The sequence below is a fragment of the Sphingobium sufflavum genome (assembly GCF_021403115.1).
Lineage (GTDB): Bacteria > Pseudomonadota > Alphaproteobacteria > Sphingomonadales > Sphingomonadaceae > Sphingobium > Sphingobium sufflavum.
The window spans coordinates 221,071-243,676 of record NZ_JAJSSH010000006.1; the positions used below are offsets into that span (position 1 = coordinate 221,071).

Below are 22,606 nucleotides of genomic sequence, written 5' to 3' on the forward strand. Positions count from 1 at the left end.
CATTTTTGTCTGGCGATTGCGCCGTGCGCCTCTAGAGCGTCCTTCCAGTGCGGGAGACCATAGCTGTCTTTCGATGACGCATTTTCCGGGCCACCGGCGGGGGTGGCCTTATTTCGGGCAAGGAATTCCATGAACGGTTATGTGCAGTTCGAGACGCCCGAAGGTGACATCGTCACCGTCAACGCCGACCGGGTGAACTTCGTACGGCGCTACCGGGGCGGGAACGAGGCGAGCGCGATCAATTTCGAAAAGGGCAATTATGTCGTGGTCGCCGGGACCATCGACGAGGTGACGCGGGCGCTGGCGGAGGGCTGAGGCCAGCCCGATCCGCTGAGGCGGGGATCATAGGTCGTCCGGCAAGGCGATGGCGATATGCAGGCAGCGCATCGCCCCGTTTTGGGCCGTTGACGGCATCGCCGCTTACGGCAGGATGGCCCTGTTCGACAGGCCCCGCCTGAGCGCCGCGATCGACAGTTGATGCGCCTGTTTGGTGACAGCCGCCTCGGCCGCCAGTTCGAAGCCATGATAGCCGCCGGGATAGACATGCAGTTCGGTCGGCACGCCCGCCCGCATCAGTCGCCGGGCATACTCCATGTCCTCCTCCGCAAAAAGGTCGATAGCGCCGACCGCGATGAAGGCAGGTGGCAGCCCGGCGAGATCCTCCGCACGCGCGGGCGCGGCATGACCGGGCACGGCACCGCCCGACAGATCGCCCAACATGCAGGACCAGCCCAATTGATTCTGCTCCGGCGTCCAGACGAATTCCCCGGCATAGGGGCTGGCCGTGGCACGGCATGTCCGGTCGTCCAGCATCGGATAGATGAGATGCTGGTGAATCACCGCCACCTCCCCCCGGTCCCGCGCCAGCAACGCAAGCGCCGCCGCGAGGCCCCCGCCCGCGCTTTCCCCCGCGACCGCGATCCGCCGCGCATCCACGCCCAGCGCGGCCGCATTGTCATGGACCCACTTCAACACGGTGTAGCAATCCTCCAGCGGCCCCGGATAGGGCACTTCGGGCGGCAGGCGGTAATCCACCGACAGCAGGAGGCAGCCGGCCTCCAGCGCCATGGTCTGATTGGCGGTCCGCACCATGTCGACGGAACCGAGCAGGAAACCGCCGCCATGGGCATAGACCAGCGCAGGCGCATCCGGGGCCAGCCCATCCGGTCGATGGAGGAGGACGCGCACCGCATGGCCGTCCGGGGAGGCGATCCACTCCTCCGTCGTCGTCACCCCGGCCATGGACGCGCCGCCCCGCGATTGCGCGAAGTCCAGCATCTGTTGGCGGATATGGGGCAGCGCCTCCAGCGTCAGGTCGATCGACGGGATGAGGTCGAGGCCGGGGATCAGTTCGGGGTCGACCAGATGATGCGACACGCTCACGGGGCGTCATTCCCGCTGTCGGCGGTGGCGGCAAGGCTGCACGGTGCGGATGCCGCGTCCGGCCGAATTGTCCCCATTGGATCGCTCACCCTTGTATCTCCCGAATTGCGGAGGCGCACGCAAGTGCCGCGATGGCGGCGACCGATTGCGCTTTATCTTGCAACGCGCCTGCCATAACGGCAGGATTTACAAACCCCCATATGGGGTGAAATCACGGAGAGGATCGAGCGTGAAGAGCGGCACCGCCAATGAGGAACTGATCGCCGCCATCTTGAACGGCGCGTTCGAGACGCCGTTATGGTCGACATTCCTGACGCAGCTTCGCGCGACGACGAACGCCGATTTCTGCACCCTGATCTTCAGCGCGCCGGGCCGACCGCTCGGCGAGGCGGTCCACCTGTTCGCAGGGGAGGAGAGCATCGAGAATGTCGATTTCGTGTATCATAAATATCATGCCAGCCTGGACTTCCTCGGTGATCTGGAGATGCAGGAGGGCCGGGTCTATGGCTTTGACGAGCTATATCCGCCCAAGCCCCAATATAGCGCCTTCTACAATGAAATCGTGGTGGCGGCGGGCATCACCGAATGTCTGATGGCCAAGGTGGTGGAGCCGAGCGGGATCGGCGCATGGCTCTGCGTTTCGCGGCGCACCGGCACGTTCACGCCGCGCGACGAGATGCTGATGAAACAGATCGTGCCCCTGCTGCGCGGCGCGTTGCGCGGCTATGTGGCGCTGGAACAGCAGAGATTTACCGCCACCATCACCGGCGACGCCATGCGGCGGCTGCATTTCGCGTGGATGACGCTCGACGGACAGGGCCGGATCATCGACCATGACATAGAGGCGGGCCGCGTCCTGACCCTCTCCAACGTCCTGGCCAAGGGGGTGAACGGGATGCTGGCGATCCGCCCCAACCCGTTGAAGAGCGACATATTGGCGGGAATCCGAGACATATCGCAGAACCCACAGGCGAGAGCGCGCGCCTTCACGCTCAACCGCGACCCATGGCTGGACATGCTGTTGCTGCCGATGACGGCCAATCGCCTGTCCGCCAATCCAAAGGCGACCGTGATCGCCTATATCCACGGCGATAGCTGGCACGCCACCGACCGGTGCGAACAATTGAGCCAATTGTTCGGCCTGTCGCGCAGCGAGGCGAAACTGGCCCTTGCCGTCAGCCGGGGCATGACCATCGCGCAGGCCGCCGAGAGCCTGGGCATCAAGATCGAAACCGCGCGGAAATGCTCGAAGATCATCTATGCCAAGACGGGCGCGGGCGGGATGCCGGACCTTGTCCGCATCGTCATGCGCAGCGTGCTGGCCCTCGCGCACAAGGATTGACGCGCGACCCCGTCGCGACAGCGGCGACGGCCATCCGGCAGACCGGACGTGCCCGGCAGAGGAGTGAACCGGGCACGTCACGATCCCTCGCGACATCCGGCCATGGATGCCGCAAGAACTGCTTTAACGCCGGGCTTTGCCCTGAGCGATAAAGCCCCCCTATTGCGTTGACACCCCGCTGGCGCCGGGGCGTCCGATCGTGCGGCGGACAGGCCGCACGATCTCAAGGCCAGGCCCTGACAGGTGACGCCTTAGAAATTAAAGCGCGTCGTCACACCGAACTCACGTGGCGGCGTCGACGTGATCTTGTTGTACGGGCTGGTATAGATCGCAGCCGTGCGCCCGATATTATAGCCCGACGTGGCCGGGAATTCGCGGGTCAGCGTCTTCGTCACTTCGAATATATTCTTGGCGAAGACCGTCACTTCCCACTTGCCCTTCGCATCGCTGATGCCGGTGAACAGGTTCAACAGGCCATAGGCACCGATATTGTCGAAGGCATAGGTCGGGTCGCCCTGCGACGAACCATAGTAGGAGAACAGCCCGCGCACGAACCCGTCCACCTTCTCCGACACACCCCGGCGATATTCGGCCTGCACCGTCGCGGTGAACGGCGACTGGTAGGACGAACGCTGCGTCACGCGGCAGGCGTCGATATTGTTGGCGCCCACGGCGCCCTGCAACACCGCCAGCGTCGGCGCGACGGTGACGCTGTCCGGCACGCCGTCGCCGTTGAGATCGGTACAGGCGACATTGCCGTCCTTGATCTTGCCCAAGGCATAGCTGCCCTGCACGCCAAAATTGAATTCCGGTGTGACGGAGAAGCTCAGTTCACCCTCGATGCCGTTCACCTCGACCGGCACCGGCGAGACGAAGTTGAAGCTCTTCACCTCCTGCACGGGCGGCGTGCCTGCGGGCGAACCGACTGGCGGCTGCGCATAGTTGACATAATAGACGCCCGACGAGCTGCGGAACGGATAGTTTTTGAAGGTCTGGTGGAACGCCGTGACGTTCAGCTTCAACCGCCGGTCGAACCATGCGCTCTTGAAACCAATTTCGTACGACCGCGAGGTTTCGGAGGGCAGGAACTGGAAGGATTCCTGCAAGGCTGACTTGGTGAGGCTGAAATCGCCCGTGACGTTCGGACCCGCGCGGCGCGACGTGCCGGTCATGGCATAGACCATCAGATCGGGCGTGAAATTATGCTTGGCCGACGCGACATAGACGACACCGGAATCCCGCGTGCCCGGCGTCTGCCGCAGGTCGCCGCCGATGTTCAGGACGCCGCCCGGATCACGGAACTTGATATAGCGCAGGCCGCCCGAAACCTCCGTCGCGTCGCCGATATGGACGGTCAGGTTGCCGAAGACCGAATCCTGACGGAGATTGCCGTTCTGCGTCTTGGCAATCGGCGTGCTGTTGACGAAAAACGGCGCGGCGCCGAGGGTCGGCGGGGCCAGATAGATAGGCGTCGGCGTGGTCAGGTTGGTCCGCGCCAACTGCGTCTGGGTATAATATCCCAGCACATAGTCGAAGATGCCGAAGAAACGCTCTTCGTTCTGGAGGCGCACTTCGTGCGTGGCCTGGACAGAATTGGTATTGGTGGTCTGGTAATAGTCCGCGCCGTTGACGAAGTTCGCATTGTCCTGATTGGCGCGATTGGCCACGGTCAGTTCGCTGCGCGAACCCTGATAGACCAGCAATTGGCCCGCCAGACGTGCCTCGCTGCGCCAGTTGTAGATTTCGAAGACCTGATCGACGAGGGTCGGCGTCTCCTGAATGGACTCGCGGCTGCCCGCCGTAATCAGGCGGGGGCTGGCGGGCGCGGTCGGATCGGCCTGCGAGAAGGATTCATATTGGGAGAAGAAGCGCGAGGTGCGCCACATCTTCTGATAGGTGCCCTCCACCCGCAGCCATTCCGCTGGCGTGAACAACAGGCTGGCCCGGCCGCTCTTGGTGCGGGCATAGGGATCGCGCCAGTCGCCGTCGCGCTCGAAAGTGCGGACGCGGTTGACCTCCTGCTGCTCCCAGATGCCGGCGGCGCGAACGGCGAGGATGCCCTCGACCAGCGGCACGCTGATCGCGCCATTGACGTTCAGCGTACCGATATTGTTCGCGGTCGTCGCGACATTGCCCTCGATCTTGTAGAGGTTGGGCTTGTTGGTGGTGATGGTGATCGCACCGGACGGGGCCGATACGCCGCGCAGCGTACCCTGCGGGCCGCGCTCGACACCGATCTGGCCGATGTCGTACATCGCCTGAAGCAGCATGCTCGCCTCCACGGGCGCGTCATTCTGATAGAAGGCGACCGTGGGTGCCGCACCGGCGTTCACATCATACTGGATGCCGCGCATCTGCGCGCTGCCGCCAATGCCGCCCGATTCATTGCGCAGTTGAAGGCCGGGGACGAGCGTCTGCACGTCGACGGCGTCGCGGATGTTGAGCTTTTGCGCCTGCGCGGAGGTGATGGCGTTGATGACGAGAGGGACATCCTGAATGTCTTCCTCACGGCGACGCGCGGTAACGATGATTTCGTTATCGGCGGCCTGCTCCTGCGCCATGGCGGGCACGGCGAGCGACGCCAGACTGACCCCGGCCAATACGAACATTCTGTAAGACATGGATATTCCTCCCCTGAAACCGTCGCAGCATTTATTGACTCCGACAATTTTCACGCCTCTATCAGCTTATCGTTGGGCGAAATCCCCCCAGATGGGGTGCATTTTCTTCACCGTTTTATGAGGCAAAGGGCGCGCCCCCACCCCATCCGGGGGTCGCTTTCCAGACCGGTTGCGCGTCAGGGTCCGACATGAGAATCGACGCAGACGCCGCAGATATTGACCCCTATGCTCCGCCGGGTAACAGCAGCATCGCGCACGATATTGGGGGAACAGGGGTGAGGGTCGCGTGAATACTATCCAATTTAGCGAAACGGAAAGACGCTATACGATCATCGGCATATTGATCGTCTTCCTGCTGTCCGCGCTCGACCAGACCATCGTGTCCACCGCCATGCCACGCATCGCCGCCGACCTGAACGGGCTCGAACTCTATTCCTGGGTGACGAGCGCCTATCTGCTGACATCCACGGTCATGGTGCCGATCTGGGGCAAGTTGTGCGACCTGATCGGCCGCAAGCCCGTGCTGCTCGCCTCCATCCTGTTCTTCGTCGCCGGGTCGTGGCTGTCGGGCCTTTCCGGGGAGTTCGGCGACCTGCCGCTGCTCGGCAACGGCATGACCCAGCTCGTCATATTCCGTGCGGTGCAGGGGATAGGCGGCGGGGGCCTGTTCACCACCGCCTTCACCATCATCGCGGACATTTACCCACCGGACCAGCGCGCCCGGATCGGCGGGATGCTGGGTGCGGTGTTCGGCCTTGCCAGCGCCATCGGCCCGCTGATCGGGGGATATTTCACCGACCATGGCACGGTCATATGGCTGGGATATGTCATCGCGGGCTGGCGCTGGGTCTTCTATGTCAACCTGCCGCTCAGCCTGCTGTCGCTGTTCATCATCCTGTTCCGAATGCCCCGCATCGGCCACCGCGCCGAGGGGCGGCTGGACATTCCCGGCGCGCTGCTGATCGTCGCGGCGGTGGTGCCGATGCTGCTGGCGCTGACATGGGGCGGCCAGAAATATGCGTGGGACTCCGCCGTGATCCTCGGCCTTGGCGCGGGATCGGCGGCCGCGCTGATCGCCTATGTCGTGGCGGAGCGTTATGCCGCCGACCCGATCGTTCCGGTCAGCCTGTTCCGAAACCCGGTCTTCTCGACCGCCAATCTGGCCGCCTTCCTCGTCTCCATGAGCTTCATGAGCGCCATCGCCTTCCTGCCGCTCTTCATGCAACTTGCGCAGGGTATCACGGCGACGGCCAGCGGCCTGCTGACCCTGCCCCTGATGGCGGGCCTGATGATCTCCGCCATCGCATCCGGACCGATCGTCGCGCGCACCGGCGCCTACAAGACCACATTGGTCGTCAGCCTGCTCATCATGGGCTGGGGCCTGTGGCTGCTGAGCCGCATGGCCCCCGACACCAGCCAGGCGGATCTGGCCTGGCGGATGCTGGTGCTGGGCGTCGGGCTGGGTCCGGCGCAAAGCCTGTTCGGCCTGATCGTCCAGAACGCCACCCCCGCCGCGCAGCGCGGCGTGGTGACATCCGCCAGCCAGTTCTTCCGCCAGATCGGGTCGACCATGGGCGTCGCCATCTTTGGCACCATCCTGACCGGCTATCTCAACAGCGGGTTGAGCCGGGTGATGCCGGGCATGGACTTCAACAAACTGCACGGCATGGGCGAAGGCGCGGGCCATGCGACCGGCACGCTGCCCGCCGCCCTGCGCGAGCCGATCGCCACCGCGCTGACCAACACTTTCGCGCTGGGCATCGTGGTGGTCGTGGCCGCGCTGGTGGTGACGCTGTTCATCCCGGTCGTCATCCTCGACGAACATGCCGGGGACGATGCGCTGGACAATCTCAACAATGCGATGGGAACCGCGGAGTAGCCTTTGCTGTCGGCGCGATGGGCCGGACGCCTCCCTCTCCGCTGGCGCAGGCTGCCCGGTTGAAGAGATTGCACCATGGCAGGCCTGCACCGCTGTGCGCCCGGACGGGGTGGACCTGTAAAGGCGGCGGCAATCGTCAGGCCGAAAGCGCCGCCCCGCCCCCTCAGTCCGTCCAGCGTTTGGCGGCAAGGCGCACCCGCACCGGCCGCTTGAGCGCCTCCGCATTATCGCCCAGCGCGAAACCATAGTCGCCGGCGGGCATCTGCCATGCGCCATCCTTCCAGTCGGCCAGCAGCCGCTGGTCGATCGTCACGCTCACCGATTGCGACGCGCCGGGTTCGAGCATGACCCGCTGGAACCCGACCAGCCGCTGTTTCGCATCGCCATTGCGGCTGATGAGATAGACTTGCCCCACCGTCGCACCGGCCCGCGCGCCACTGTTGCGGACCGTGAAGGTCGCCCGGTCGCCGCGCACCTGCAGGGCGGACACATCGAAGCTGGAGTAGCTGAGGCCGAAGCCGAAGGGGAACAGCGCCTTCTGCCTGCGCCGCTGGTTCCAGCGATAGCCGACGTCCGAACCCTCTATGTCATAGTTCACCGACAGCGTGCCACCCCTGCCCGTCATGACGTCGAAGCTCTCGACCGACTGGTCCGCGCCGTCCAGAACAGGGCGCGGCAACTGGTCGAGGCTGGCGGGAAAGGTCACGGGCAGGCGGCCGGAGGGATTGGTTTCGCCGAACAGCACGGACGCAATCGCCTCCCCGCCCCGCGCGCCGGGATACCAGGCGGAAAGAACGGCGGCAGTCCTGTCGAGCCACGGCATCAGCACAGGGCCGCCCGTCTCCAGCACGACGATGGTGCGCGGATTGGCCGCCGCCACCGCCCCAATCAGCGCGTCCTGACCGTTGGGCAGGGACAAGTCAGGCTGATCGATGCCCTCGGTCGCCCATTGGGTGGCGAAGATGACGACGACATCGGCCAGCTTCGCATGGGCCACCGCCTCCGAAATATAACGGCCATCGCTATAGACGACCTTGGCCTGCGGGGCCTTGGCCTTGATCGCAGCCAGCGGCGCGGAGCGGTGATATTGTTCGGAGATCAGGTCCGGGATCGGCCCCTCCCCCGACTTGGGCACCACCACCGCAGGGCCGCCGTCGCCATGCACCTGCGACGAACCCGCACCGGACAGAACGCCGCGATTGGCATAGCCGCCAATGATCGCGATGCGTTTCGCCGTCGTCGCCAGCGGCAGCGCGCCCCGCTCGTTACGCAGCAGCACGATGCCCTGCCGCGCCACTTCTTCGGCGATGGCGGCATTCGCCACCTTGTCGATGGCACCGCCCGGCTTGACCGGATATTTGTCGACACCATTGGCGTAGATGGCGGTCAGGATGCGCCGGTTCATATCGTCCAGCCGCGCCGCATAGGCCGGATTCTCCCGCGCGGCGGTCGCCAGCGGCTTGCCGAAATATTCACCCGTGTCGATCTGCCAGGCCGATTGCTGGTCCAGCCCGTTCAGCGCCGCCGACGTGCCCGGCACCGCGCCCCAGTCCGACATGACGAAGCCCGGATAGCGCCAGTCGCGCTTCAGCACGGTGTTGAGCAGCCAGTCGCTGTCGCAGGCATGATGGCCGTTGACCTGATTATAGGCGCACATGACCGACCCCGGCCGCCCGCGCTCTATGCCGATCTGGAAGGCCAGCAGATCGCTCTCGCGCGCCGCGCTTTCGGAGATTTTCGCATCGACGAAGAACCGGCCCGTCTCCTGACTGTTCACGGCGAAATGCTTGATCGTAGAGATGATATGGTTGGACTGGATGCCCGCGATGGACGCGCCGACCAGCAGGCCGGAATGGAGCGGATCCTCCCCCAGATATTCGAACGTCCGCCCGTTGCGCGGATCGCGCATCAAATTGGCCCCGCCGCCGAGCAGGATGTTGAATCCCTTGGCCCGCGCCTCCGACCCGATCATCGCGCCGGCGCGGAACAACAGGCCCGGATCCCATGTCGCACCCATGGCGATGCCGGAGGGGAGCGCGGTCGCCCCGCCATCGTTGCGCAGGCCCATGATATAGGCGACGCCCAGACTGGCGTCGGTTTCGGTCAGGTTGGGGATCGCCAGACGCGGCACGCCGGGGATGAAGCCCGCGCTCGCCAGCGCCCCTTCCGGCATCTTCATGCCCATCAGCGGCACGGCAATGATGCCCTTGGGCAGGATCAGCTTCTCCTCGGCCGTCATCTTGCGGACGGTCGCGGCGGCGCGGTCCTCCGCCTTGCCCTTGCCGGTCCCCGAAGACTGGGCCTGAGCGCCCGCCGCCAGCAGCATCGCGATGGTGGCCAGTGAGGTCGGGAAGAGCGAAGGCAGGGACATGGCAAGGGTTCCGTCAATGAAAAAATGGCGGAACCATGGATATGGTCCCGCCATCAGGGAGGGGTAGGAAGAGGATCAGAACTTCTTCGTCAGGCCGAGCTGGAGGAAGCGTCCGATGGTGAAGCCCGAATAGCCGGCGCCGGCACCGAGATTACCGTTGTAATGCGGCGGGTCGGTGTCGAAGACATTGTCGACGTTGAGCGAAATCGTCAGATCCTTCAGCGCGCCCTCTCCCTTCACATCATATTGGAAGGCGAGGTTGAAGACGTTGAAGGCCCCGACGCGCGACTGGTTCAGGTTGGTGGCCGTGGGCAGGACATGGAATTCGCCCGTGCGGTTCCACGTGATCTTGCCCAAGAGGTCGCCGACCTTTGCACCCAATGTGGCGGCCGTACGCAGCCGGATCACATTATTGTCGTCCAGACCCTGCACCGGGCTGGCTGACGATGCGCGGGTCTTGTAGGTCAGGATATAGGTTCCGGCGACGCCGCCGAAGACCGAACCGAAGCTGGTCGAGTGATTATATTCGACGGTGAAGTCCAGCCCGCTCGTCTTCACCTCCGACAGGTTCTGCGACAGACCATTTTCCAGCGCATAGACCTTGCTCGGATCGTCCAGATAGGTCTGGAGATTGGCCGCGGACAGCAAGGAGGGCGATACGGAGCTGACATAGCTCAATATCTGGGCCGCCGTCAGCGGGTTTGCGGTGCTGTTCAGGACATAGCTGTTGGGGAACAGATTGTAGAAGGCCGGGGTGAAGAAGGACGGGAAGGCGATCCGGTCCTTGAAGTCGATATGATAGTAAGTGACGCTGGCGGACAGGCCCGGAATGGCGGCGGGCCGGATGTCGGTGCCGATCTGCCAGGTCGTGGCCTTCTGCGGGCGCAGGTTGATGCCGCCGCCGGGGTAGAGCAGCAGGATGAACTTGCCCGCCGTATTGCCCGGCGCGCCGAACGTGTTGGCCGGAAACACCTGCAAGGCGGTGGGAATGACTTCCGCCTTGGACGCCAGCGAAGGCGCCTGATAGGATTTGCCCCAGTTGCCGCGCAGCGTCCACCAGCTCGTCGGCTTCCAGGTCAGGCCCAGCTTGGGATTGAACGTCCCGCCAAAGTCCGTGTAATCATCATAGCGCCCCGCCGCCGAGAAGACGAGTGACTGGAAACCGGCGGTGGCATTGTCGGGGCCAAAGATCGGAACCGACAGTTCGCCGAACAGGGACTTGACCGTGCGGTGGGTGGAATAGGCGGCGATGGACCCCAGGTTGGACAGCAGGGCCGTGCCGTTACGCTGCGTGAACTCCTCCCGCATTATCTCCGCGCCCACTGCGGCGCGCACTTCCCCGCCCGGCAGCTTGAACAACGGACCGTCGATGACGAGACGAGCGTTGTCGATGATGTCGCGGCCCGAACTGAACGCCCGGTAATTCGCCTGATAGGTCTGCGCCGCCTGACCCGCAGACGTGCCGGCAAAGCTGTTGGTGAAGGGATTGAAGGCGCCATTGTTGGTGGCCGCCTGAAGCGCGCTCTGGTCCACCGCACCGCCCATGAACTGGGCAAGTCCTTCGCCATGATTGTAGAAGATTACCGCCCGCCAGTCACTTCCCAAGTCGATCTTCAGTTCCGGCGAAATCCCCCAGGTGTCGAGTGACGTCCGGCCATCGCTGTTCGCGGCCAGATTGCCATAGATGGTGCCGTTGGGCAGGCCGGGATAGGAGGTCGTCACATTATAGATGATCGGACCGCCATCGTTGCGCGCACGGCGGCGCGTGAAATAGCCGGTGACGTTGGCGCTGATGGAATCGGACAATTCCACGTCCAGTCCGGCCATGAAGGAATGGCGATCCTCCTCCGGCAGCAGGGTGGTGCGGCGTGACAGGTCGCACCGGTTCACCGTGCCCGGCGTCGGAACGCCGTTGACGAGGCCATAATTGGTGATGGGCAGGAAGGCGAAACCACCCGGATACTGCGGCCCGATCACCAGTCCGCCCGCCTGATAATTGCCGGGGGAACAGTTCAGGTTGATCGGTGACGGCGGATTGGTGGTATAGTCCAGATCCCGCGGATAGTCCCGGTCGCCCTTGTACAGGAGGCCATGGTGGGCGTAATTATAGCTCGCCCAGATGGACGCCCGATCCCATGTCTTGCCCGCCGTTACGCTGACATCCCACTGCCGGTAGCTGTCCGCGCCGCCGAAATGGCCGCCCACTTCCAGACCGTTGAAACGCTTGCGGGTGATGAGGTTGACCACGCCGCCGACCGCATCGGCGCCATAGGTCGCGGACCCGCCATCCGCCACCATGTCGACACCCTGGAGCGCACCGGGCGCGATAGCGTCGATGTCTGACGACGTCTGCGTGACGCCCATGCCCGGCATACGACGACCGTTGAGCAGCAGAAGCGTACTGTTGCTGCCCGCCGCACCGCCACCCAGATAGCGCAGGATCGGCGCATTGACGGTCTGATACTGGCCGAAACCACCCACCTGCGGACGGCTGTTGAAATTGCTGTCGGCGGGGACCGCGCCCAGCAATTGGGAAGTGTTGGCGATGCCCAGTTGCGCGATGTCGTCCGTCGTGATCGCCTTGATATCCGAACCGGTCGGCCCCTGCCCCCGGATCAGCGTGCCGGTGACGATGATGTCCTGGTCGCTGACCGCGTCCTGAACCTTTTCCTTGTCCCTGGTCTGGGCATAGGCGGGCGTCGCCAGCATTATCGACACCATCGCCGTTGCCATCGCACGACGCGCTACCCCGGACAGCGCAGCCGGATTCTTCCGTAGAATATTGACGCTTTTCATGTCGTCCTCCCCTTGTTTTTGCTACCGCGACCCGCTCATGACGGCGCGTGTGTCATATGTATGAGTAGTTATTCCTGAAGGGTCAATATTTATTTCTGCGGTCGAATTTACTATTGCCGGGCGGAACCAGAAGGAGAAGCCAGTGCGCGGCATCGATGCTGCCCGGACACGGTTGGCCGTGTTGAAGATGATCCGCCGCGCGGGACCGATCTCGCGCGTCGAACTGGCGCGCGTCACCAATCTGGGCGGCGCGACCATCACCAAGGTGACGAGCGACATGGTCGCCCGCAACCTCCTGCTGGAGGAACGCAGGCCCCTGAAAAGCCTGGGGCGCCCCCATGTGCTGTTGTCGATCAACCCGCGCAGCGCCGCGGTGATCGGCGTTTACGTGGGACATAAAGGCGGGCTGGAGGTCAGCCTCGTCGATCTGGGCGGCAACCTGCTGGTCCACCACAGCTACGAACTGGAGCACTATAGCCGGATCGCGGACCTGACGCACAAGATCGCCGTGCACCTGCGCCATTTCATCGCTGTACGACCCGCCCATAGCCCGGAGATCGTATCGATCGCGCTCGCCCTGCCCGGCACCATCGAAAGCCCTGACGGCATCGTCCACTGGGTTCCCACCATGGAACAGACCATCACACCGGTCGGGGCCATGCTCTCCGGCCTGCTCGATCTTCCCGTCACGGTGGAAAATGACGTGGAATGTCTGGCGCGGGCGGAAAACTGGTTCGGCGACGACTCGCTTGATGACTTCACCATCGTCGAGGTGGGGACCAATCTGGGCGCGGCGGATTATGTCGACGGTGTCACCCGCTATGGCGCGAACGGCTTCAGCGCCGAATTCGCGCATGTGAAGGCGCAGACAGGGGACGGAGCGCGCGCCTGCTTCTGCGGCGGCAGGGGCTGCCTGACCAGCTATGCCTCCACAGGCGGCATTTTGCGGACAGGCCAGTCCGACCCGGACAGGCTCAATCTCGACCTTGGGCAGATCGAAACTGCGTTCCTCGCCCTGACCGCTGCTGCGGCAGAGGGCGAGGCGGACGCACTGGCGGCGTTCGACAAGGCTGGCCGGTATCTCGGCGTCGCCCTCTCCAACCTCATCAACATGCGCGATCCGGGGATCGTCCTGATCCGCTGCATTACGCCGGAAGTCGCGGACCTGCTGAAGGGGCCGCTGATGGAAACGCTGCAAGAGCATTGCCTGTCCACCATCCTGTCGCGCACGACCATCGACGTGGGCGTCGCGATGGAGGGATGGCGCTGGCGCGGCGCCGCCGCGCTGGCGCTGGAGCAGACCTATCTGGGCGGCGGCATCCAGCCGGGCGGCGCGCAGGCCAGTTGAGCGCGCGGCCTTACGCCTTGCGGAAAGCCGCGCCCAATGCATCGACCAACCGGGCGCGAAACCGCTTCGCCAACCCGGTCTCGCTCGCGAAAATATCGAATCCGTGGAAAGCCCCCGGCACGACATTCAGTTCGACCGGAATGCCCGCGTCGATCAGCCGCTGCGCATAGGCGATGTTCTCATTCACGAAAATATCGATGGATCCGACCGCGATATAGGTGGGAGGCAGGCCGCTGACGTCCGTAATGCGGGCGGGTACGCTGCCCTTTGGCAAGACCGATGAACCGGCGGGGACGCCCAGCAGCGCGGTCCAGCCCTGCGCATTATTGGCCGGTGTCCAGCTGACCACGTCGATATAGGGCGGCGGCATCCATCCGTTGGAGCCGGTTCGGTCGTCGATCATCGGATAGATCAACGCCTGAAAGGCCAGCGTCACCTCGCCCCGGTCGCGCGCCGCGATCGCCAGCATCGCCGCATGGCCACCCCCGGCGCTTTCGCCCAGCACGGCGATCCGCGACCTGTCGATGCCGAGGTCGGACGCCTGCCCATGCATCCACAGCAGCGCGGCATAATTATCCTCCAGCGCGCCGGGAAAGCGGGTCGCCGGTGCAAGCCGATAGTCGACGGTCACGATCACGCAATCCATCGCATCGGCTATGGCCTGGAGCGATCCCATGGAAATCATCGGACTGCCGCCGGTATAGCCCCCGCCATGGATGTGCAGGATGGCGGGGCGAGAGGTGCCCGCCCTTGCGCCATGGACCAGGATGCCGACATCGGGCGCGCCGCCCCGGCCGGCAATCTTGCGCGGCATCCAGTCCGGCCCCATGCGCGGGATGGCCATGCCCGGCGGAGCGGGAGACGCGCCGGGCTTGCCGGCGTTGCTGGTCCATTGGCGCAGGCCCAGCCATGCCGGCCGCAGTTCGGGATTCACATATTGAATGGGATCCGCCAGCGCCGCGCCGGGCGACCGTGTCGCCGCCGCCCGCGACGGCGCAAGGGTCACGCCCGCCGCCATGATCCCCAGCGTCGCAATATCGCGCCGTGTGAAATCCACCATTCAGATGCCCTCCTGTTCGTCGTTGCAATGCCACTTGTACCCGGCGCAAGGTCATCGTAAACACTAATTTCGAATGACGAAATAATATGAGGGGGGATGGATGAGGCGCTTTCTGGCGGCTGGACGCATTAGTCTGGCTATGGCGGCCTGCGCCGCTGGTCATGGCACAGGCTGGGCGGCGGACGATGGTGCAAAGCCGCCGCCATCGCAGTCCCTGTCCGCCCCGACGGCGCAGGACTGCGACCGTCTGGGGTCGCTCAAACTCCCTGATGTCGAGATCAGCGTGGCCACCAGCCTGCCGGATCGCGCCCGCGTGCCGGCCGCCGGTCTCACCTCCATGTATGGCAAGGCGGCTGTCGTCGCGACCAATGTGCCCGCTTTCTGCCGGGTGGTGGGGCATATCCGGCCGACGAAGGACTCCGATATCGGGTTCGAGCTGTGGATGCCATTGCAGGGCTGGGATGGCCGCCTGCATGGCATCGGCATCGGCGGTTTCGCGGGTGGCATCGACTATTTCACCCTGAGCGGCGCGATCAGGACCGGACAGGCGGCTCTGGCGACGGACACCGGCCATAGCGGCACCATGTCCGAAAGCGGCTGGGCCAAGGGGCATCCCGAAAAGGTCCGGGACTATGGCTGGCGGGCCGTCCACCTCTCCACCGTTGCGGCCAAGGCGATCATCGCCGCCATATATGGGCGCGGGCCGGACAAATCCTATTTCGTCGGCTGCTCCGGTGGCGGTCGGCAGGGCCTGATGGAGGCCGCCCGCTTCCCCGATGATTATGACGGCATACTGTCCGGCGCGCCCGCAGCGATCTGGACCGACCTCGCCATTGCCATGACCAGCGCGATGCAGGCGCAGGATGCGCCCGGCGCGGCGATCCGGCGCGACCAGACGCGCCTGTTGCAGGAGGAGGTGCTGCGCCAGTGCGACGGCAACGACGGGCAGAGGGACGGCCTGATCGCCGACCCCCGCCTGTGCCGGTTCGATGCATCGCGCCTCGCCTGCAGCACCTCTTCGTCGGCGCAATGCTTCTCCCCGCCACAGATTGCCGCGCTCAACCGCATCCATGCCGGCGCGCGCGACAGCAAGGGTCGCCAGTTGGCGGGCGGCTATCTCCCCTCCGGCTCCGAACTCGGCACGCCTGCGCCGGTTTTCGGATGGGACAGCTATCTGTTGCGTGGTCCCAATGGCCGCTCGGAGGGTGAAGGGCTGGCATCCGGCCTGATGGACAATTTCATCCAGACCCCCTTTCCATCCCTGACAACCTTCGACTTCGACAAGGATCCGGCGCGGTTGAAGGCGGCTCTCGCGGCCGATCTCGACGCCCCGGCCGACCTGCGCCGTTTCTTTGCACGCGGGGGCAAGCTGATCCTGTGGCATGGCTGGGCCGACGCGGCGATCCCGCCGGAGGCGACGCTGCGCTATCATGCCGCGGTGGCGCGTCAGTCCGGCAAGCGGGCGCAGGACAGCACGCGCCTCTTCATGGTGCCCGGCGTCCAGCATTGCGCGGGCGGCCTCGGCCCCAGCGCCTTTGGACAGGCGGGCGCACCCAAGCCGGAGGAAACCCCCGACCGCAACATGGTCGCCGCGCTTCAGGCATGGGTCGAGGGGAAGGCGGCCGCGCCCGAATCCCTCGTCGCCACGCGCAGCCAGGCGATCCTGATGGGCGGAGCCGCTGCACAGCCGCAGCGACTGCTGTGCGCCCTGCCCCGGCGCGCCGTCCTGCAACCCGGCGGCGACCCCGACAAGGCGGCAAGCTATCGCTGCCAGTGACGCGATGCGTCACGCCGCCCTCACCCGACCTGCCCGTTCTTTCCTTCTTGAGAGAAGACATGCCATGATGACACGCACCCTGCCCCCCGTCGCCCTGATGCTCTCCGCCCTGATGGTCGCCGCTACGGCGCCATCCTTTGCCCAGACGCCGGATGTCCCGCCGGACGTGATGAAGCAGCTTGGCAAACCCCCGGAAGTCATCACCGCCCCGCCGGAACCCGACGCCATTCCGCTCTATGGCGCACGCACGCCGGGCAATGCGAAGACCGAGAACTGGTCGCGCGAGGGCGAGAATGTCGTGGTCCGCAACGTCACCCGCCCGACCCTCGCGCCGGTGCTGCCCGATCCGGCCAAGGCGACCGGCGCGGCGGTGATCGTCGCGCCCGGCGGCGGCTTCACCGCCCTCTCGACCGAGACGGAGGGCTATCAGGTCGCCCGCGCGCTGGCCGACCGGGGGATTGCGGCGTTCGTCCTGAAATATCGGCTGGTGGCCACGCCCGCCGATGAGATCGAAGCGCGCATGTTCGGCGTCCGACGTCTGATCGCCGCTCTCGCCAATCCCGCCAGCGGTGCGGAGGCGTTGAGGAACAAGGAATCGACCGAGGATGGTCTGGCCGCGCTCAAGATGGTGCGGAGCAACGCCGCCAAATGGGGGATCGACCCGGCGCGCGTCGGCATGATCGGCTTCTCGGCGGGGGCGATGACGTCCCTCGCCGCCGGGCTGACGCCGGAGGCCACGGATCGTCCCGCCTTCATCGGCTATATCTACGGGCCGCAGATTGCCGTGCCGGTCCCGGCCAACGCTCCCGCGCTGTTCGACGCCATTGCGGTGGACGATGTGGTCTTCCCCACCATGGGCTTTCCGATCGTGGAGGGCTGGCTCAAGGCCAAGCGGCCCGTGGAGCTCCATGCCTATGGGCGTGGCAACCATGGCTTTGGCGTTGGCCGCAAGGGGACCACGCCGTCTCTGCTCATCAACGAGTTTGTCGCGTGGCTCTCCATGGAGGGTTTCCTGGGCGCCGCCGCCGCCAAGTAACAAAAAAAGCGAGTGCCCGCCCATGGGGGAAGCACTCGCCATCCAAGCAACCGGGCATAAGGAAGGGGGCGGCCTGAACCACCGCCCCCTTCCCTTTTTTCAGTCGATCACGCCGGCCTGCCGCCCGCTTTCACCGACCTTCAGCATGGCGGTGTCGCCGCTCTTGCAGGACCAGTTCGTCGCATCCTTGACGTCGCCCGTCCCCTTGTAGCGGGCCATCTGCGGGAAGGCGCACAGCGGCATCGTCCGCAGCGCGGGCTTCGACCAGTCGACCTTGCCCGCAATGACATTGCTGACCTTCGGGTCGAGCTGGCGGGCGAGCAGGGCGTTGGGGGCCGTGCCCCGCTCGACCCAGCCCTCCAGCGCGCCGATGGCGTCGAAATTGGTCGGCCCCACGCCCGACATGCCGCAATGGCCCGTACCGGGCAGGGTGAACAGCCGCGCCGTGCGCTGCACCTTGCCATAGCCGCCATGCAATGCCGCCAGACGCTTGTAGAAGTTGATCGACATATAGGGCGTCAGCACCTGATCGCCCAGATTATGATAGAGGATCAGCTTGGTGCGGGAGCGGAGCAGTCCGGCCATGTCCGCCGCCGTCGGGCTGCCGCTGCCCAGCACCGCGCGGGACAGGGCAACCTCCCGCTCCGGCACGAGAGCATGGAAACCGTCGAGGCCACTGCCACCCCCCGCGCCATAGGCAAAGATGGCGCGCAGGCGGAAGGACGGGTCATTGCGATGGGCCAGCGTGCTGATGACCCCATCGGCCAGCCCCCAATAGCCGGACGTCGGATCCTCCGCCCCCCAGGGCACGGGATTGGCGAGGTCGTCGGGCCGCCTGACCGGCGCGAACACGGATGTCGGCTCGCTGACCGTATAGCCGGGCTGGACCAGCCGCCCCCGCTCATCCGTTGCGGCGGAGAGGAAGGCCGAGACGCTTTCCCGCTGCGCCTTGGTGAAGCATTGGCCGGCATTGCTGCCGTCGCACAGCGGCAGGTCGCGCTCCGCCCTGAAATTGCAGGCGGCGGGATTCTGGATCAGCCCGTCGGTGACGCCGTCGAGGGGGTCGCATTGCCGCTTCACCGTCCGGTCGACCAGATCCATCAACTGCTGCGTGATATTCGCGTCGGCCGATCGCAGGGCGGCGACTGTCGCGCCGCCCACCTGAAAACCGATCCCGGCCAGATCGATGGCAGGCGACCCCGCGATGATGCCGTCAAACTCCTCCGGGAAGCGCGCCGCCGCGACCATCGCCTCTCGCCCACCCTGCGAGCAGCCGTTGAAATAGGATTTGGTGATCCGCGCCGGTGCGCCGGTCGCCTTGGCGTAAAAGGCGCTGGTGAACGCCTTGCCCATGCGCGCCATCACCTGATCGGCGCGATAGAGGAAGTCGGTCAGGCCCTCCTCGTCGATCTGCCCCGCGCCCCTGACCGCCCAGTTCATGCTGAGCGCCGCGCCCTTGGCGATATGGCCCAGATCATTGCCGAAGGTCGCATAGCCCTTCTCCACCAACTGCCCCGGATAGCCCTGCGCGGTGATGGTGATGGGCGGTGCGACCGGATTGTTCATCAACAGCACGCCGCACGCGCCCGAACAGCCCAGTTGCAGATATTTGCCGTTCCAGTTCATCGGCATGGTCGCCAGGAAATTGGCGGTCTTGCCAGTCTGCGGGTTCGTCTCATAGCTGCCGCTGATCTGGCAATAGGCGGGCAACCTGTCGGTCGCCGCGACGAAATTCACGCCACCGGGCAGCTTCGGGCCATTGGGTATCTCCTTGACGACGACCTTGGTGGACAGGATCGCTACCGCCGCCTGCACCGCATCGGTGCGGCACATGCCCGCAATGTCGATGGGCGCGACGGCGGCGACCGGTCCCTTCACCGCCTTGTCCGTGGTGCACCCTGCTAGCCCCGCCAATGCGACCGTTACACCCACCCACTGGCTTGCCCGCCGCTGCTTCACGTTCCGCATGATCGTCCCTCTCGCCATTTTCTGCATTTCGGTTCCCGATGCGCCCATCGCGGGGGCGCCGCCGTCAGCGACCCTTGGCCGCGCCTTCGCAACGATAGCTGGTCGCCTTGTCGGGATCCGCGCCTTCGTTCAGCACCGCCTTGGCCGGATAGGCGCAGAGCAGCCGCTGCTTTTCCGGTCCCGTGGCGGGCCTGCCCGGCATCGCCATGCCCAGGCGACCGACGAGCGTTTGCGGCGCGCGCTCCTTTTCCACCCAGTCGATCAGCGCCGTCGTGATGTTGCGTTCGGCGGTATCCTCCTTCGGCGGCGCACCGATCTGCCCAAAGGTCGCGGCGCCGGGACCACCGAAACAATGCTGGACGCCCGGCATCATGAACAGGCGCATCTGCGTCTTTGCCTTGGGGCCGGATGCCTTCAGCACCTGCTCATGGAAGCTCAGCGTATATTGCGGCGGAATGGTCGCATCGGCCCAGCCATGCCACATCACCAGCTTGCCACCCCGCGCGAAGAAACGCGTCAGGTTGGGGTTGGGATCGACTTCGGCGGACAACGCGGCGGTGACGCGGGCAGGATCCCTGTTGAAATCAAAGTCATCGTCGCTGGCGATCGGCTGCGGGGGCAGGTTCAGCATGACGTCGGGAAAGGCGCTCTGGATCGGCACGTTGGCGCGCCCCTTTGCGATCGCCCCTTCCCAGCCGAAGAACGGGACCGGGATGCCCGTTTCCGCGCCGGTCGCGGGGAAGCCATAGGCAATCCGCCGTCCCGTGGCGTCCACCGGACCGGCATGGATTTTCTTCAGGGCGTCGATCTGCGGCGGGCTGAAGCATTGCGCGGACGCATTGGTACCGCAGGCGATTTTTGCCGTGTCGAAGCGGCACAGCCGGGGATCGTCGACCAGCCCGTCCTTGCGCCCGTCGATGCCATCGCACTGGGCCAGCACTTCCTGTTGCAGCAGCTTGACCTGATCGGGGCGGATCGCCGCGCCCGACGCCTTCTGCACCTGCGCCAGCCAGATATGCGCCATGATGAGGCTGGTCGCCTTCGACGCTGGCGCGCCCGCCAATATCCCGTCATAATCGTCCGGGAAGCGCGATGCCTCCATCAGGCCCATGCGCCCGCCATTGGAGCAGCTCGCGAAATAGGCTTGGGCCGCGTCCCGGCCATAGAAGTTGCGGATCAGTTGCTTCGCCGCCACGGTCGTCAGGTGCATGGCGCGCCAGCCATAATCGCGCACCCGTTCAGGGTGGCCCTTCGCCCATCCGCTGTCGGTCGGAATCCCGCTATGCCCTGTATCGGTGGCCGCGCCGACCATCCCCGCCTGCACGGTGGAGGCCAGGTCGATATAGGAAATGGACCCCGCCAGACCGCCATTGCCCACGCCCATCAGGCGGCCGCTCCATTCGCTGGCCGTGGGGAGCCAGACCTCGAGACGAATGTCCGACCCCGCTTCGGGATGGATGCTGCCGGTGACACGGCAAAAGCCGGGCAGGCCGGAGATCGCCGCACCCCCGCCGGGCTGGCCCGTCATGCTGGGCATCGTCGCGCCCTCGACCGGCGCCCTTGCAATCTGGGTGCGGGCGCTGGTGATCGTGACCTGATCGAGATGCAGGCTGGCGAGCTGGCCACAGGCGTCCTCGCCCACCACCGGCGCGGCCGCCGCTTGCGATGGAGAGACTTGGGCCAGCGTCGGGGACAGCGCGGAGCCGCCCAGCAGGGCGATAGCCAGAACAGCGGTTTTATGATGGGAAATCATGGGCTTTTCCTGATTATCTGACAGAGAAAATGAGGTTATCTGTGCGGCTCGCATCGCGTCAGTCTTCGGGCGGCGGTGTTGGCACATGCAGTGTTTCCATGTGCAGTTCCGGCACGATCCGGGCGAGGGCATGATCCCATGCGGCCAGAACGTCGAAATCCCGGCCCGCTCGCAACCATTGCAGGAAAAGACCGTCCATCATCGCGAGCAGTTCGCGCGCCACCAGCAACGGCGCATCGACATGGGGGCGCAGAATCCCGGTGTAAAAGTCCAGAACGGCAACCTCCCGCCGTGTCCACCACTCATGGGCCGGGTGGGCAGGGTCTAGGGATTCGGATTGCAGCCCGGCAACGAACAGGCATGTGTCGGGCTTGGCATGGGCGCGCACGGCGATGGTGCGCAATATGTGGAGCACCGCGGCCTTCGCCGCGTCACCCTGCAATTCCACCATGGCCGATTGGGCCAGCGGCTCCATGACGTCGATCTCGGCAAGTTGCAGGGAGTCGAGCACCGCCAGCAGAACGGCTTGTTTGGACGGGAAATAATGCAGCAGGCCGGGATTGGAGAGGCCGCAGCGCCGCCCCAGTTCCAGGATGGTGAAGCCATAATAGCCCCGTTCGCCGATCAGCCCGATCGCCTGTTCCAGAATCTGGCCACGCCGGACTGCAACAGCCTCCTCGTTGCGAACCCTGCCCATACCCATCCTTTTTATAGACCGATTGATCGGTCTATATTGGAAGCGCGTTTGGTACGCAATGTGCAAAATCCTGCTGGCCACAAAACCACTGAATTGGCACCGCCCCTGCGGTCGGGGTGGGCTTCGTTGATGTGTGGAGGGCTTTGCCTGAGTGGGGAGCGCCTTGTCTGGCTCTATCGCAAATGGGATTTCGGGTCGCTGCGATGGCTGTGCTCAGCACCATCTTTTCACGGAGGAGCATGCGAAGATCTTCACGGAGACCTTCTAGAAGGTGACCCAAATCACCGCCAGTCAGGTGGATCGCGGCGAGGTCACGAAGAACCGACTTGCCGTGATCGAGACGGAACGGGAGAATCTGTCCGGCAAGCCGCGCCCCGTCCCGATTTTCCGCACTCTCATCATGATGGGTCTAACGAGGGTACCGACGAGTGTGAAGAGCGGGTTTGCACCAACGTCCGTCCCGACGGCGCCAATGGCCCTGAGGCGGAGGTTGTCGCGAACGCGGCGGATCTGGTGGTCTACGCCACAAACGACAACGCCGCCCCGGAGGGCGGCGTATGTAGTTCCATAACAGT

The 22,606-nt window shown here is 65.0% G+C and carries 14 protein-coding genes; 6 read left to right on the plus strand and 8 right to left on the minus strand.

Annotated features, from left to right (window positions below; all coding sequences use genetic code 11):
• The first annotated feature begins 129 nt into the window (after positions 1-129).
• Complete coding sequence (locus tag LWE61_RS11255; RefSeq protein ID WP_234150154.1) at positions 130-315, plus strand: hypothetical protein; 186 nt, start codon at positions 130-132, stop codon at positions 313-315.
• Positions 316-420: 105 nt separating this feature from the next.
• On the opposite strand, the gene LWE61_RS11260 is transcribed toward LWE61_RS11255, so the two are convergent.
• The gene (locus tag LWE61_RS11260; RefSeq protein ID WP_234150155.1) at positions 421-1,383 is read right to left on the minus strand and encodes an alpha/beta hydrolase; all 963 of its coding nucleotides are present in this window, start codon (positions 1,381-1,383) and stop codon (positions 421-423) included.
• A gap of 229 nt (positions 1,384-1,612) precedes the next feature.
• Between LWE61_RS11260 and LWE61_RS11265 the strand changes: the two genes are divergently transcribed.
• Complete coding sequence (locus tag LWE61_RS11265; protein ID WP_234150156.1) at positions 1,613-2,725, plus strand: helix-turn-helix transcriptional regulator; 1,113 nt, start codon at positions 1,613-1,615, stop codon at positions 2,723-2,725.
• A 251-nt stretch (positions 2,726-2,976) separates the two neighbouring features.
• On the opposite strand, the gene LWE61_RS11270 is transcribed toward LWE61_RS11265, so the two are convergent.
• A complete protein-coding gene (locus LWE61_RS11270) occupies positions 2,977-5,346 on the minus strand; it encodes a TonB-dependent receptor (RefSeq protein ID WP_234150157.1) in 2,370 nt (789 codons plus the stop codon).
• Positions 5,347-5,632: 286 nt separating this feature from the next.
• On the opposite strand from LWE61_RS11270, the gene LWE61_RS11275 reads away from it, so the two are divergent.
• Complete coding sequence (locus LWE61_RS11275; RefSeq protein WP_234150158.1) at positions 5,633-7,225, plus strand: MDR family MFS transporter; 1,593 nt, start codon at positions 5,633-5,635, stop codon at positions 7,223-7,225.
• A gap of 163 nt (positions 7,226-7,388) precedes the next feature.
• On the opposite strand, the gene LWE61_RS11280 is transcribed toward LWE61_RS11275, so the two are convergent.
• Together LWE61_RS11280 and LWE61_RS11285 are read right to left on the minus strand one after the other, a co-directional pair.
• Entirely contained in the window at positions 7,389-9,596 is a 2,208-nt protein-coding gene (locus LWE61_RS11280; protein WP_326490635.1) for a beta-glucosidase, read from the minus strand.
• Positions 9,597-9,671: 75 nt separating this feature from the next.
• On the minus strand, positions 9,672-12,392 hold the full coding sequence (locus LWE61_RS11285) for a TonB-dependent receptor plug domain-containing protein (protein ID WP_234150159.1): 2,721 nt from the start codon (positions 12,390-12,392) through the stop codon (positions 9,672-9,674).
• A gap of 142 nt (positions 12,393-12,534) precedes the next feature.
• Between LWE61_RS11285 and LWE61_RS11290 the strand changes: the two genes are divergently transcribed.
• Entirely contained in the window at positions 12,535-13,740 is a 1,206-nt protein-coding gene (locus tag LWE61_RS11290) for an ROK family protein (RefSeq protein WP_234150160.1), read from the plus strand.
• Positions 13,741-13,750: 10 nt separating this feature from the next.
• On the opposite strand, the gene LWE61_RS11295 is transcribed toward LWE61_RS11290, so the two are convergent.
• Positions 13,751-14,800 carry an alpha/beta hydrolase gene (locus LWE61_RS11295; RefSeq protein WP_234150161.1) on the minus strand — a complete coding sequence of 350 codons (1,050 nt, stop codon included), beginning with the start codon at positions 14,798-14,800 and terminating at the stop codon, positions 13,751-13,753.
• 100 nt (positions 14,801-14,900) lie between these two features.
• On the opposite strand from LWE61_RS11295, the gene LWE61_RS11300 reads away from it, so the two are divergent.
• A complete protein-coding gene (locus LWE61_RS11300) occupies positions 14,901-16,577 on the plus strand; it encodes a tannase/feruloyl esterase family alpha/beta hydrolase (RefSeq protein ID WP_234150162.1) in 1,677 nt (558 codons plus the stop codon).
• A gap of 64 nt (positions 16,578-16,641) precedes the next feature.
• Entirely contained in the window at positions 16,642-17,613 is a 972-nt protein-coding gene (locus tag LWE61_RS11305) for an alpha/beta hydrolase (protein WP_234150163.1), read from the plus strand.
• 99 nt (positions 17,614-17,712) lie between these two features.
• Here the strand turns inward: LWE61_RS11305 and LWE61_RS11310 are convergent, their stop codons facing one another.
• From LWE61_RS11310 to LWE61_RS11320, 3 genes are all read right to left on the minus strand, one after another.
• Positions 17,713-19,581, minus strand: a complete 1,869-nt coding sequence (locus LWE61_RS11310; protein WP_234150164.1) for a tannase/feruloyl esterase family alpha/beta hydrolase — start codon at positions 19,579-19,581, stop codon at positions 17,713-17,715.
• 64 nt (positions 19,582-19,645) lie between these two features.
• On the minus strand, positions 19,646-21,334 hold the full coding sequence (locus LWE61_RS11315) for a tannase/feruloyl esterase family alpha/beta hydrolase (protein WP_234150165.1): 1,689 nt from the start codon (positions 21,332-21,334) through the stop codon (positions 19,646-19,648).
• A 58-nt stretch (positions 21,335-21,392) separates the two neighbouring features.
• Complete coding sequence (locus LWE61_RS11320) at positions 21,393-22,031, minus strand: TetR/AcrR family transcriptional regulator (protein WP_234150166.1); 639 nt, start codon at positions 22,029-22,031, stop codon at positions 21,393-21,395.
• Positions 22,032-22,606 lie beyond the last annotated feature (575 nt).

Bases quoted from the DNA above. Each gene is read 5' to 3' on its own strand.
- LWE61_RS11295 (WP_234150161.1), bottom strand. From the start codon at position 14,800: ATGGTGGATTTCACACGGCGCGATATTGCGACGCTGGGGATCATGGCG.
- LWE61_RS11315 (WP_234150165.1), bottom strand. From the start codon at position 21,334: ATGATTTCCCATCATAAAACCGCTGTTCTGGCTATCGCCCTGCTGGGC.
- LWE61_RS11280 (WP_326490635.1), bottom strand. From the start codon at position 9,596: ATGTCCCTGCCTTCGCTCTTCCCGACCTCACTGGCCACCATCGCGATG.
- LWE61_RS11305 (WP_234150163.1), top strand. From the start codon at position 16,642: ATGATGACACGCACCCTGCCCCCCGTCGCCCTGATGCTCTCCGCCCTG.
- LWE61_RS11300 (WP_234150162.1), top strand. From the start codon at position 14,901: ATGAGGCGCTTTCTGGCGGCTGGACGCATTAGTCTGGCTATGGCGGCC.
- LWE61_RS11310 (WP_234150164.1), bottom strand. From the start codon at position 19,581: ATGCGGAACGTGAAGCAGCGGCGGGCAAGCCAGTGGGTGGGTGTAACG.
- LWE61_RS11270 (WP_234150157.1), bottom strand. From the start codon at position 5,346: ATGTCTTACAGAATGTTCGTATTGGCCGGGGTCAGTCTGGCGTCGCTC.
- LWE61_RS11255 (WP_234150154.1), top strand. From the start codon at position 130: ATGAACGGTTATGTGCAGTTCGAGACGCCCGAAGGTGACATCGTCACC.
- LWE61_RS11285 (WP_234150159.1), bottom strand. From the start codon at position 12,392: ATGAAAAGCGTCAATATTCTACGGAAGAATCCGGCTGCGCTGTCCGGG.
- LWE61_RS11320 (WP_234150166.1), bottom strand. From the start codon at position 22,031: ATGGGCAGGGTTCGCAACGAGGAGGCTGTTGCAGTCCGGCGTGGCCAG.